This is a genomic window from Sulfidibacter corallicola (assembly GCF_017498545.1).
Lineage (GTDB): Bacteria > Acidobacteriota > Holophagae > Acanthopleuribacterales > Acanthopleuribacteraceae > Sulfidibacter > Sulfidibacter corallicola.
This window is the reverse complement of sequence record NZ_CP071793.1, coordinates 2,274,485-2,287,255: the sequence shown is the minus strand read 5'-3', so window position 1 is coordinate 2,287,255 and position 12,771 is coordinate 2,274,485. Positions and strand designations below refer to the sequence as shown.

Sequence of the window (12,771 nt, the reverse complement as noted above, 5' to 3'; positions counted from 1 at the left end):
GTAAACAAAGAGTTTATGAGCGAAGATCTGCCGAATCGATAGGCATGGGTCCACGAGAGGGATTGCATGTGAGAGCTCTTGTCAGGGCGGGTTTGGGCTTTCTCGGGCCACAGTTCGGCCTTTCCTATTTCTAATCGGATCCTTGCCCGAAATGCTTGGGTTTTTTCTACCACAGCCCAGGGCGATCCCTTCCACTTTCTACTTTAGAAAACGAACTCGGAACGGTTTGGGGGGGCGGCTCATAAAAAGTGTAATGCTTTTTGCGTTTTTCCGATTATAATTTGAAAGTCTTCTTTAAATTTTTTAAATTCTATTATCTGATGAAAATATGACAGTTGAAGGTTAAATTAAGGAATGGTGATACTCATGAAGGATTTAAAAAATGAAATTGAGGAAATCCTAATGGAAATAGGTGGGTACTACCCGGGAACCTCGCTGGAGGTCGCGCAGGGATTGTCCCGACCTTTGGATGTCCCGGCGGAAGACATCCAACCCGCGTTAAGGGATTTGGCCGAGGAGGGCCGAATCGAAGTGGACGCGGCCGGGATTCGACTCAATCGGGAAATGTTTGAAAAGGTTCGTAAGTTTCGTAAAATCAAACACCATCGCAAATAGGTGACGCGTCCGTCAGGCAGTTGGGACAAGCCGTATCCGGGGGGAGCCAGTCGCGGTAATACCGGTGCTCGAGCCGGATGGGAGCCATGTGGCAATCAGCGAATCGGTGCGATGAGGATAACTGGAACCGAGTCAAATTTACGAATTATAGCAAGTTTCAAATGAACGAAAGAGTTTGTACTTACGAGACAAGAGCTGAGGCCCTGGGTTGGTGTATTTCGTTGGTGTAAAATGAAAACCCCAGGCGGTGAAATCGCGCCATTTTGGAGCGTGAGAGTTCTCTTGAACCCCGTCCAAGCGCGATCGCTCGCTGTGCCCGCGAGTCGAAGGGCGCCGATGCATACACCGATCTATGTCCGAACGGTAACCCGTTACGGGTTGGGTAGGGTCAGCGACTGAACCGGGGGGAGCAGCGATATGGCATCCTGGGCCGCACTTCGGTACCGGGCCACGTCCGCGGCCATCATGCGGTTGTAGTTCACGAGGAATTGCGCCAGTTGGACTTCCGCACGCCTGAGATAGGTCAATTGCGTGGCGTTCGCCGGAGCCGTGCTCGAGAAACACATCTCCCTGGCGATTTGAATGCGACTGACCACATCGTCCGAAGCGCGAATTCCCTTGGTATCGGGAGGGATCCACAGTTGGGCTTCCAATCGGGTGATGTCGCGGTTCAGCTCCTTGCCCGCGAGGATCACCTCGTTGCCCTCCTCGAACGCCTTTTTCTCCTCGGGGAGCAGATCGATCGCCGATTCGAGAATGCGGCCTCGAACCGCCTGGATATCGGCCTTGACCCGGGAAATGGTGCGGACCGCGGCCACTGCCGTATCGTTCAGCCTGGTCCAACGCGCGATGAACGCGTCGCGGCTTTGCCAATCCTCGGTCTCGTTGGTGTTGGCGGGATCCTGTCGAATGGTGAACGTCTGCGAATCTTCCGCGTCCTCGTAGCGAATGGTGACGGTGTAGGTGCCTGGCCGCACTTCGAAGCCGGGCGACGGTTCGCTGAACGGATCGTTCGGATCGGTGGGCAGCGCCTTCGGCGGATCGGCCCGCAGATCCCACACCACGCGGTTCAAGCCACGGTGAATTGGGGCGTAGAAGGTGCGGATCTCGACTCCCTGCCCATCCGCGATTCGTACTTCCGCTTTCGGTTCGGGGTCCTCGTCCTTCTTGGGTTTCTCCGGTTTGGGCGGGTCGGCCTCGGGTTTCGCGGTTGAAGCGGAACGAGTCCTCTCTTTGGCGCGCTCCTTGGCGCGTCGTTCCTTTTCCTTGTCGGGGTCGGGAAGCGGCAGTTTTTCGTCCTTCGCCAGAAAAGAGATGAGGGCGCCGTAGGGCTCGTTTTCGCCGTGATACTCGCCGGCGCCGAGCGCCAATCCACCCTGCATGGCGCCCACGGCGTGCTGCTGGACTTGGGGAGGTGCAAACAGGTGAAGCGGTTTCTTGAGCACCTTGGAGGTCAGGTTTCGCAAAGGGGACACGTCGTCGATGACGAAGAGGCCGCGACCGTGGGTGGCGATGACCAGATCGTGCTCCCGCGTCTGAAGTGTCAGGTCCATGACCGAGGCCGTGGGTACGCCGTGGCGCCACTTCCACCACTTTTTGCCGCCGTTCAAACTGATCCAAAGCCCGAATTCTGTACCCAGATACAGCAGGTCCGGCTCGACGGGGTCCTGTTCGATCACGAGGGCGTAACCCTGCAGGGGATCGCCCCCGATCGAACGCCAGCTCCTTCCGAAATCGGTGGTCTTGTAGACGTAGGTCGCCATGTCGGAGGAACGATGGTGATCCAGCACGACGAAGGCCGTCCCCGCGTCGTGCGGCGAGGGTGCGATGTGCGGAATCCAAGCGTGGCGCGGGCCGCCCTTGATGGCGGAGCCCACTTCGTCCCAGGTGTCGCCGCCGTTGCGGGTCACGTGGATGCGGCCGTCGTCGGAGCCGGCCCAGATGATGCCGGCTTGTACGGGACTTGGGGCGAGGGTCGTCAGGGAGGTGTAGTTCTCGGCGGCGGTGACGTCCAGGGTCAACCCGCCGCTATCCTTCTGGTTCTGCCAGGCGGCGCGGTTGGTGGTCAGGTCGGGGCTGATCACCTGCCAGGTCGCGCCGCGGTCGTCCGAGCGCAGCACGAATTGGCTGCCGTAATAGATGCGTCCCGGCTGGTGCGGGTCCAAGGCCAACGCGGCGTTCCAGTTGTAACGCAGGTCCGTGCCGCTGTGGGTGGGCTGAGGCCGGATCGATCGAATTTCGCGTTTGGCCAGATCCCAGTACACCAGGTAACCGCCTTGAGACATGGCGTATCCCGCGTCGGGCCGAGTGGGGTCGGGGCGGGTGTCGAAGCCGTCGCCCATGGCGACCAGGCGCCAAAAGTGATTGCGAATCCCGCCGCGCCGCCAGACTTCCGCCGGTCCGCGCCAGGAGCCGTTGTCCTGGAGTCCGCCATAAATGTGGTAGGGATGCCGATCGTCCACGGCGACGTGGTAGAACTGGGCCAAGGGGAGATTGGCGACGAACCGGAAGGTGGCGCCGTGATCGTGGCTCTCGGCCACACCGCCGTCGTTGCCCAGGATGATGTGCTCCGGGTTGGCGGGATTCAGCCAGATCGCGTGATGGTCCACGTGGATGCTGGGCCAGGTCGCGCCGGGAAGGGGCCGAAAGGTGCGGCCGCCGTCCGTGGAGTGTTGGACCAGGGTTTCCAGCCGGTACAGGCGATTGGGATCGCGCGGATCCACATGAATGCGGGAATAGTAGAAGGGGCGATCCGAGACGTTGGGTTCGGCATTGACGGTCGTGAAGGTTTCACCCCCGTCGTCCGAACGCAGGAGTGCGCTTTCCTTGGCCTCCACGAGTGCGTAGACGCGACGCGGATCACTGGGTGCGATGGCCAGGCCGATGCGCCCCAGGTTGCCCTTGGGAAGACCGTCTTCGGGTTCCAATCGACGCCAGGTCTCGCCGCCGTCGTCACTCTGGAACAGGCCCGAGCCCGGTCCGCCGGATTTGAAGAAATGGGGCCAGCGGCGAAACTGCCACATGGCGGCGAAAAGTTTGTCGGGGTTGTTCGGATCCATCACGACATCGGTGCAGCCGGTCTGTTTGTCGACGTAGAGGACGCGTTGCCAGGTTGCGCCGCCATCCGTCGTTTTAAAGAGCCCGCGCTCCTGGTTCTCGCCCCAAAGTCGTCCCAGCGCGGCCACGTAGGCGATGTCGGGGTCCCTGGGGTGTAGCAGGATTCGATTGATGCGTTCCGTTTGCTGCAGGCCAAGGTGTTCCCAGGTCTTGCCGCCGTTGCGGGAGCGGTAGATCCCGTTGCCGATGGAGACGCTGTTGCGCACGTTGCCTTCGCCGGTCCCGACCCACACCGTCTGGGGATGGCGGGGATCGATGGCCAGGGCGCCGATCGAGTGGACCGGCTGGTCGTCGAACATCGGCTCGAAATTGAGTCCGCCGTTGACGCTCTTCCACACGCCGCCACCCGCCGTACCCAGGTACAGAATGCTGGGACGATCGGCGACCGCCGCCACTGCCGTCACGCGTCCGCTCATGCCGGCGGGGCCGATGGCGCGTGCCTTCAGACCGGCCAACAGGTCCGGATCGACGGGTTGGGCCGCGATCGGGATCGTGCCGATCCAGAGCAGAATCGCCATCGCGATGGCGCGTCGCGGGAGAATGGAGAGACGGAAACCTGATCGAATGACCACAGGTGAACGCATGACAACCCCTCGAGGTGTGTTGATCGGCGCGGAGCGAGACCCGCGTCCTGAAAAGCGCCGCGGAATTGGGCTTCCGCGATGGAATGGGAGGAGACATCGACACCATGTCGGCCTGACCGTCCGGAAATGGGTTGCGCGCACCGAGATCGGCTGCGTGGCGGATGGCCGCGGGCCCTCGAGCGGCACTGTCGGTGGTGTCGATCGAGTTCCGAACTGGTTCCCCTTCGAAGACTTGGGTCGAAGATCGAGCGAGAAAGGACAGGTCGGCCTATTTATATCTCAAAGCGCTGCCGGAATGGGGAAAATACCCAAGTGGCGGTCTGAGATTCGCTCCGATCGTCATCGTATCCGGCAAATGTTGCGATTTCGTGATGTCGCTCAACCCGGCTCCCGATGCATCGAATTTCCGCCTGATTTTTGTTGGCCGGCCAACTCTTTGCCCCGGTGGCGGATAGACGGTGGAAAAAGGGACGGGCCAGGTCGGCGGGTTATCAAGGCCATGGGTTTCATCTATAATGGCCGGTCTGAAGGATTCGTCCCGAGATTTGCGATGGCCCCACCGTTTCCAGCCGGGGAACTTGCCCCGAATGTTCGCCGCGTGCCCGATGTCGCGAGAAGGCCGCGAACGGGCCCCGCGCCGCTGGTTCGGGTGTGGGAAAGTCGATGCCATCGCGAGCGACATGTCGGCGATCACGACCACTTTGCGACTTGGTGAGCAGGAATGACCCAAACGCCTACCGAACCCAGCCAAACCGATTTGTTTCAAGCCCAACGCGAGCGTGACAACCAGGCCGAGACCTGGGCCCAGGTGGTCGCTCGCCGCATGCAGGCCTTGCTGATGGGGTACCCCATCCACCAGATGGTCGCCAAGGGCGAGAGTGGATATCACCCCGATTGGCAGGAACAGAATTTCACGTTTTTGGCACTGCAGGTCTTCGATTCCGTTTTTGCGCGAATGGCGCCCGGCGTGGGCAGCGGCGCGACCCGCGAAGAATTGATTCACGATCTCAAACCCTATGTCCTGGCCAGACAGCCCCATCTGGATGACGATCAAGTCGCCGCGATCGTGGACTTCGTACTGGATCACCTGATGAACGAAGGCAAGGGCATTTTCGAGCGGGAGTGCATTTGGCTGACCGACGATGACCTTCCCAAGCCCTACACCTTCCGCTTCGGACTGTTGAAGAGCTACCACGATCCCGAGACCGATCAGTTCATCATCCGCGCCACCACCGAGGCGATTCACCTCTACCTGCGCATGTTGGATCAGCCCATCGAAGACGAGCAGATCTCCAACCTGTTCATTCTCCACGAGCAGGTGCGCCGTGGCCGCATTCACCGCGCGCGTCGCGAGGCCGAGCGCACCATGCTTCTGAGCCTCGAATACGAGCGCTACATCGAAGGCATGTTGCGAGCCGTACGGCGCGACGTGCGCACGGTCGACTGGGTTCGCGAGGTGACGCCCAAGTTGGAGGAAGCCCATGGTCACGTGCAGCGCCTGATTCGCGATCAGGGCCGGGTACTGACCGCACTCAAGCTGGAAATGCAGCGCAACGAAGATCTCGAACTGGTCAAGATCATCCAGGATCTGATTGCGTTCCTGGAAATGTGCCAGCGACGCCACATGGACCTGGAGCGCCGGATTCTCGGCGCGGGCCCCTCGTTTTTGGAAGAGCAGGCCTACCAGCGATTCCGCAGCATGGCGCGTTCGCCCATGCCCGATCTCAACGAGCAGGTGTTCATGCCCGCCCTGCATTTGGAGGGCGGTGCCTTTCGCCAGATCGCCAAAGACATCTACCACGTCATGTTGGGCCCCCAGGTTCACAGAATCCTCGACCTGGAATTGTGGATCGACAAGCTCTTGCGCGAAGAAGGTCAGGTCGAGCCGATCCGCGACGAGGAAGCGGACGAGGACCGCCTGCCGATCCTCAATCTCTTCAATCCGCTGGATGACGAATTGGAGGAGAAACTGGCCCGAATCGCCGGTTCGGTGGATGTGGCACCGATCCGATTGTCGGAGCTGCTCGATCAGGGTCGCGAATTGGACCTGGATGTGGATCAGTTGGCGGTTTTGGGCGTGTCGTTCCTGCAGTCCTACCACGCGCGGGCGGACTTGCTGGGACTGCGGGTCGTGCGCGACGGCAAGCCGTTGGACGATCCCGATTTCATGGGCGACGATCTCTTGATCAGCAGAGTGAACGATGTCGAAGGTGGATCCTGAAGCCGGATCCGCAGAAGGGGAGAGAAGAGATGTCCGAGGAAAAAGGACTCAACGAAATGGCGTATGCCGCCGGTCGCCTGATCGCGCAGGCCCTGAAATCCGCCAAGCCGCATCGCGACAGCGAGTACAAGGAACTGCTCGACCGCTACATTTATGAAGAGCCGTTCGCGGCGGCCGTCGACAACATTCTGGAAGGCCTGGGCCTCAAGGTGCTCAACGAAACCACCCAGGCGCTGCGTTCCGGCATGGTGCTCGGTTGTGTGGGGACCAACAGTCCCTTTGCGCCCAACATCGATTCCCACGCGCGCGGCTTGAGCCGCGACCAGCAGATCGCGATGGGCATCATTCACCTGGCCGTGATGAGTTTCTACTATCCACAGGTCGATGACGACGACGATGACGAGTTTCGCTCCCGCTCGGGCACGCCCAGCGAAATCGCTTCCGACATTCGCGAGATCTGCGAAGCCCTCAAGAGCGCCCACGACAACGAGGACCGCGAGATCGACGAAATTCCCGATCAGGTGCGTCAAGCCTACGAATTTTTCCTGGCGTTGCAGCCGGCGCCGACGCGAGCCGGTTACTACGGCAAGACCACCCAGATCGGCCTGGTGCATCACGTTCTTTCCGAACTCCAGAAAAACGGGTTCCTGGGCCTGGACGGGGGCGACGGCCTCAACACCCGCTACGTTTCGCTTCCCAAATACCGCATCTACGTCCGGCGCCTGAGTTCCCACGCCACCGCCCAACTGGTGCGTGCGGCGCGCCAACGGGTGTTGGACGGACAAGGTGTGGGCGAGGGCCGTTCCGTCCAGGACGCTTCCTGATCGCGCCGCTCGTGTTGGTTCCATCTGGTGTTTCCGAATAGGTTCAGGTTCATTTTTTAGGAGAAGAATCACATGTCTCAAGGTGTCAGCATTCCCCACCTCCTGCGGGTCCATTTCGCCAACGTCGGCCACCCGGATGCTCGGCTGTCGCCGCTGACGCTGGACTTTCAGCGCAACAACGATATGGACCTGCCCGAGCCGCTCGATTCCATCATCTGGGCCGAGAACGGGGTCGGCAAGTCCAGTATCCGGACCCTGCTGTTCAGCCTGCTTCATCCCAGTATCCACGACGTGATGAAATCGGCCAACGGACCGATGGACAACCGAAAATTCGAACTTTATTTCGGTGCCAAGGATACCGGTTACGTGGTGTCCGAATGGTCGATGCCGCCGGCCCAGCAACAATCGCTGGCCGGATTCGAGGAAGAGGCGCCGACGCTCGTGTTGGGATTCGTGGGGCACTGGCCCAACGGCGTGCAGTCGACGTTGGGTGACCTGGAACGCCACTACTTCATGTTCCAACCGCGCGGCCCGGTCAACTTCGATACCTTGCCGATTCGCGGTTTGGCCGTGGGGACCGAGCCGGCGGCAGGTGCACGGGAATTCATGGAGTGGTTCAAGACCGAGGCCAGGCCGCTGGATGGCCGGCACACCACGGTTCATCGCGAGTGGTCGAATTGGCTGGGTGAGGTCGGTCTGGATCCCATGATCTTCTCCTACCAGCTTCGCATGAACGGCGGGCAGGGCGGTATCTTGGGCCTCTTCAAGAACCGCATCAACACGCCCACCGATTTTGTCCACTTCTTTCTGGAAACGGTCATGTCCGGCGATACGGCTTCGGATGTCATCGAGGTCCTCAACGAGAAGCGTCGCCACATCGAAAAGCAACCGCAATGGGAAGCCGAATGTACCTTCGTGGAGGAGGCGTTGCCGCTTCTGGCCATGTTGAAAGAGGAGAAGGAAGCCTTCGAGACGGCCGAAACCGATCTCAACGCCGATCGTTCCCGGGCCGGTGCGATCATCGCGGGATTGAAGGAAGCGGCGGCCGCCATCAAGGACGATATGGCCGGTGCCGAAATGGAAGCGGACGAGATCGCGGCCCAGCTTCAGGAGCTCCAGGAAGAATTCATCAAGTTCCAGGACTATCGCTCCTGGCTGCGCCTTCACGAATGCAAGCAGAAGCTGGCGGAGGCCGAGAAGGAAGTGGCGCAGCGCCGCGAGGACCACGCCACGTGGCACCGGTCGCTCAAGTTGCTGCGCGCCGCCCAGGAGTACGAGGTCTGGCGCACCAAGGTCGACGAGTGCAAGGCGATCGAGGCGGAGCTGGCCAAGCGTCGCGACTCGAATCAGGACGTGGAATTGGAACTGCGCTCGGCGGGCACGCGATATGCCCAGGTGCTGGATCGCGAGATCAAAAAGGCCGAACACGAGTTGGAACAGGCGCGCCGCGTCCTCGAAGAGGCGCGCGCCGAACTGGCGGGGAACCAGGAGAGCTACAACGACGTCAAGGCCGAACTCGCCAAGGTCAACGAAAACATTCGCGGCATCAACGGCCAGATGCAAAAGCGCGAAAAGGCATTGCAGCGCCTGATTCTCTCGGGCGCCCTGAGCGAGGTCGAGGCGCCACGCGAGGCATTGACCCGCACCAAGAACCGCGTTCGCGAGATCAGCGAGCGTACCGGGGAGCTTCGCGAGCAATCGTCCATGCTGCTCGAAGAACGCACGGTTCTGGACGAGCGGGCCCGTGAGCGCATTGCCGAGATGACCCTGTTGCAGTCGGAAATCGGCCAGATGCAGAAGACCTACGACGCCGACCTGGTGCGCCAGAATCACTTGGAGACGGATCGCGACCTGCGCATGTTGTTGGAGCAGGATGCGATCGATTTGGCGGAAGATGGCCTGGCCGACCGGATTCGCGAGGGGCTGGCGCGTGACCAGCAGGAACTTTTCCGGTTGAGCCGGCTGTTGAGCGAGGAAAAGGAAACCCTGGACACCATCGAACAGAGCAACTCCCGGTTGTACCCGCCGCCGCGCGAGGTCGCCAACCTGTTGCGCGCGCTTCGCGAGGATTTGGGGATCCCGGCGTTTCTGGCGGCCGAGGAACTGGACGAAAAGTATCCCGAAGATCCGGAAGAGGCCGCCAAGCTGTGCACACGGGATCCGGCTCGCTACATGGGCATCATGGTCCGCACCCGCGAAGCCTTGGAGAAGGTGCGCCAGCAGGAGGACCGCATTCACAAACCGGCCTTCCCGGTTCAGATCTCCCTCGCGGAGGGTTCGGTTTCGCGCTCGCCCGAGGATGCCGTCGTGCTGCGTCCGGGTCACCACGCGGCCTACAACCGCCAGGCAGCCGAGGACATGATCGAACCGTTGCGGGCAGGCATTGCCGAGAAGGAGCGCCGCATCGCGGAAATGACTCGCGTCATCCAGCGCCTGAACCGCACCCTCGACGGGCTCGATGCCTTTCTGGCCGAGTACCCGGACGGTACCCTACGTTCCCAGGCCGAGCAGATCGACGGCAAGCGCACCCGGCTCGACGGCCTGGAGCGCGAGCAGGAAGCCGAGCGCGACAAAGCCGCCTACCTCAAAAGTGAAATCGACCGCCTCGCCGAGGAGATTCGCGTCGCGGAGAGCGAACGCGGCCAGTGCGACGGGGCGATTTCCCGGCTTCGCGATTTCATCGAAGATCACGAGCTCCACTACGAGGAGTTGCAGGAGCAACTGAACGCTGCGCGCGAACGAGCCCACGCCCTGGAGGACGAGAACCTACGGCTCGAGGCCGTGTTGGAGGAGCAGCAGCTCGCCGTGGCCCAACGCCAGGAAGCGGTGTTCAACCGCAATGCCGCCGTGGAGCACCGCCAGGAGAAGCTGAACGACATCGCTTTCACGGGCGGCGAGTTGGCCGACATCACTCATGTCACGTTGGTCGAGGCCGAGCAGGGCTATCGTTACAGCCTCGATCGCTATCGCCAGGTCAGCGAAAAGGACGAGACCCTGCGTGCCCGCCTCGAAGAAAAGCAGAACATGGCGAAACAGCAGGAAAAGCGCTACCGCAAGGAACTCGGCGACGCGACCGAGCGCGACGTGCAGGCGGTGCTCGAGGAAGGATCGATCGCGGCCCGCTTGACCGAAACCGAGCAGGCGGAGCAGAACGCCAGTAAGGCCGTGGGTGCCGCCGAAGGAGCCTTGACCTTGGCGCGCAACGACCTGCGAGAGGCGCCGACCTTCGATGCCGACTACACCATTCCCGGTGGGGAGCGGATGCCCGCCTCGGTGGAGGAAACCAGCGCGCGCCGCCAGGAGTTGGCGGGTGTGTTGGAGCGGCTGCAGGAGCAGATCGATCGCTTCAAGGTGCAGCTCCAGAACATCAAGGAAGACTTGCGCGAAATGGGTGAGGACCGCAATTTCCGTCTCCAAAAGAGCGAAGAGTTGACGCGCCACATTCCCGAATTCGCCGAGGCTCCGCCCGAATCCCTGCCGCGCGTGACCCGCGATCTGGAGGATCTGCTGGATGGCTTCTGGGACGACTATCGAACCCATCGCCACCGCTATTCGCGGACCAAGATCGCGCTGGACGGCCGCTGCGACGACCTCAAGGATCTGGCCAACGACGCGCGCTTCCAGGATTTCCCCAACGACAAGCGCGAAATTCTCAAGGTGCGCGATTCACTGATGAACCTGACCGACGATATCATCAAGGAATTCAATATCTTCCGGAATGTCATCAAGACCAGTTTGCGCATGTCGGAAGAGTCGGTGGACGCCATCGTCACGCGCCTGGACGCGGGGGTGAGCGATGCACTGCACATCGTGAACCTGGCCAAGACGTCGAGTACCTTGCCGGAGGCGATGGAAGGCTGGGCGGGGCGGGCCTTCCTGAAAATGGAGGCGCTGGGCAACGTGGGCGAAACGCTGGATCAGCGCCGCGGCATCTATCAGCGCGTCATTCGCGAGGTATTGAAGGCCGGCAAGCCGATTCGCGGCCTGGATCTGGTCAAGCGGGCGTTGGATGCGTTGGTCGGTGAGAAGGGTTATCGCGTGGTGATCATGAAACCCAGCTACAACCTCAAGACCAATTATTTCCCGATCACCGACGTGAAGGGTTGGAGTGATGGGGAGAAGATCACCTCGGTCATTCTGTTGTACTGCACCATGGTCCAGTTGCGGGCCGTGAGCACGGGGGGTCGGCCGGCCAAATCCGAGGGGCGCGTCCTTTCCAACGGCATGTTGTTCCTGGACAACCCGTTCGGTGAGGCCAACAGCATGACTTTCGTCAAGATGCAGCTTTCCATGGCGCGGGCCCTGAACATTCAGCTCGTCTACACCGCGAGCGGCAACCACAAGCACTTGATGGCGCGGTTCCCGAGGGTTCTGCGACTCAGTCAGGAGACTGGACAGAACACCAACAAGACCTTCGTCAAGGCGACCGAGGTCAGCCAAGAATTGAGAGCCAACGTCAACGCCACCCAGGTCACGGCCGCGCAGTTCGGACGGCGGCGGTCCGGCATCGCCATTCCGGGACGGTTGTGATGGGGCGATCTCGCGTTCCCTGGCACGAACTCATACAGGATATTTTCGACGAGTTTCTGCCGGTGATGTCGGGGCGCGGGATCGAGATCGGCGATCGCGAGTTCAACAAGACTTTCCGGGTCGACTACTATTGTCGGGCGGGGGCGCCGTTGGCCGGTGCCCAGGACCCCAGCGTCATCCGCCCGTTCGACCATTTCCGCGAACACAACATCATCGAGTACAAGAGCATCCACCAGACGTTGACCGAGGCCCAGTTCCGCAATTACGTGGGCCGCGCACTGGTGCTCGAGAACTCGGGGGATGGGCCATCGTTGCAAGGTCGGTTGACCTTGACCATCCTCACCACACGAACGCCGCGAAAGCTTTTGGCGGTAGCGGCTTACGGTTTCGAGCGCCTGGCTGATTGGAAGTACCGCGCCAACTGGGTGCCCGAATTGGATATAATTGTAATCATCCAAAAGGAGACGCGCGGCATCGTCGGTGGCGATCCCTTGGGATTCATCCAGGTTCTGGAGGGCAACGCGCGGCTGCAGGCATCCACCTGGGAGACCTTGCTGGACCAGGATCTCTTGGCTCAAGATGTCTTCAAGCGCATCATGGAGACCATCAACCGGGAGGCTTACATGAGTGTACTGGAACAGGTGAGAACCGAAGGCTTGACTAAAGGCAGGGCCGAAGGCTTGAGCGAAGGCTTGACCAAAGGCGTGAAAAGTCAGATCACGACATTGCGAAAGATCGCGGGATCGGAAGCAGCGTTGCCCTTCGAACGCCGCTTGGAAACCGCGGACAGCGTCGAGGAGCTCAAAGAACTGCTCTTGGACGTGGCGCTTGCGGTCGATCGGTATATCGATTCCCAACCCGAGGAATCCAAGTAAGTACT

Annotated in this window: 6 protein-coding genes; 5 read left to right on the top strand and 1 reads right to left on the bottom strand. The window is 60.9% G+C overall.

What is annotated here, in order from left to right:
• Window positions 1–366 precede the first annotated feature (366 nt).
• Complete coding sequence (locus tag J3U87_RS06755) at window positions 367–615, top strand: hypothetical protein (protein WP_237382273.1); 249 nt, start codon at window positions 367–369, stop codon at window positions 613–615.
• 371 nt (window positions 616–986) lie between these two features.
• Here J3U87_RS06755 and J3U87_RS06750 read toward each other — a convergent pair whose 3' ends face one another.
• Entirely contained in the window at window positions 987–4,316 is a 3,330-nt protein-coding gene (locus J3U87_RS06750) for a WD40/YVTN/BNR-like repeat-containing protein (RefSeq protein WP_237382272.1), read from the bottom strand.
• Window positions 4,317–5,037: 721 nt separating this feature from the next.
• Between J3U87_RS06750 and J3U87_RS06745 the strand changes: the two genes are divergently transcribed.
• From J3U87_RS06745 to J3U87_RS06730, 4 genes are all read left to right on the top strand, one after another.
• Window positions 5,038–6,537, top strand: coding sequence for a hypothetical protein (locus tag J3U87_RS06745; RefSeq protein WP_237382271.1), 1,500 nt, complete (start codon window positions 5,038–5,040; stop codon window positions 6,535–6,537).
• 29 nt (window positions 6,538–6,566) lie between these two features.
• Window positions 6,567–7,361 (top strand): hypothetical protein, encoded by a 795-nt coding sequence (locus J3U87_RS06740; RefSeq protein WP_237382270.1) that lies wholly within the window; start codon window positions 6,567–6,569, stop codon window positions 7,359–7,361.
• Between the two features lie 72 nt (window positions 7,362–7,433).
• On the top strand, window positions 7,434–11,891 hold the full coding sequence (locus J3U87_RS06735) for a coiled-coil domain-containing protein (protein WP_237382269.1): 4,458 nt from the start codon (window positions 7,434–7,436) through the stop codon (window positions 11,889–11,891).
• On the top strand, window positions 11,891–12,766 hold the full coding sequence (locus J3U87_RS06730) for a hypothetical protein (RefSeq protein ID WP_237382268.1): 876 nt from the start codon (window positions 11,891–11,893) through the stop codon (window positions 12,764–12,766). The genes J3U87_RS06735 and J3U87_RS06730 overlap by 1 nt, the downstream gene beginning before the upstream one ends.
• Window positions 12,767–12,771 lie beyond the last annotated feature (5 nt).

Coding starts and splice junctions, on each gene's coding strand:
- J3U87_RS06755 (WP_237382273.1), top strand. CDS start 367: ATGAAGGATTTAAAAAATGAAATTGAGGAAATCCTAATGGAAATAGGT.
- J3U87_RS06750 (WP_237382272.1), bottom strand. CDS start 4,316: ATGCGTTCACCTGTGGTCATTCGATCAGGTTTCCGTCTCTCCATTCTC.
- J3U87_RS06745 (WP_237382271.1), top strand. CDS start 5,038: ATGACCCAAACGCCTACCGAACCCAGCCAAACCGATTTGTTTCAAGCC.
- J3U87_RS06740 (WP_237382270.1), top strand. CDS start 6,567: ATGTCCGAGGAAAAAGGACTCAACGAAATGGCGTATGCCGCCGGTCGC.
- J3U87_RS06735 (WP_237382269.1), top strand. CDS start 7,434: ATGTCTCAAGGTGTCAGCATTCCCCACCTCCTGCGGGTCCATTTCGCC.
- J3U87_RS06730 (WP_237382268.1), top strand. CDS start 11,891: ATGGGGCGATCTCGCGTTCCCTGGCACGAACTCATACAGGATATTTTC.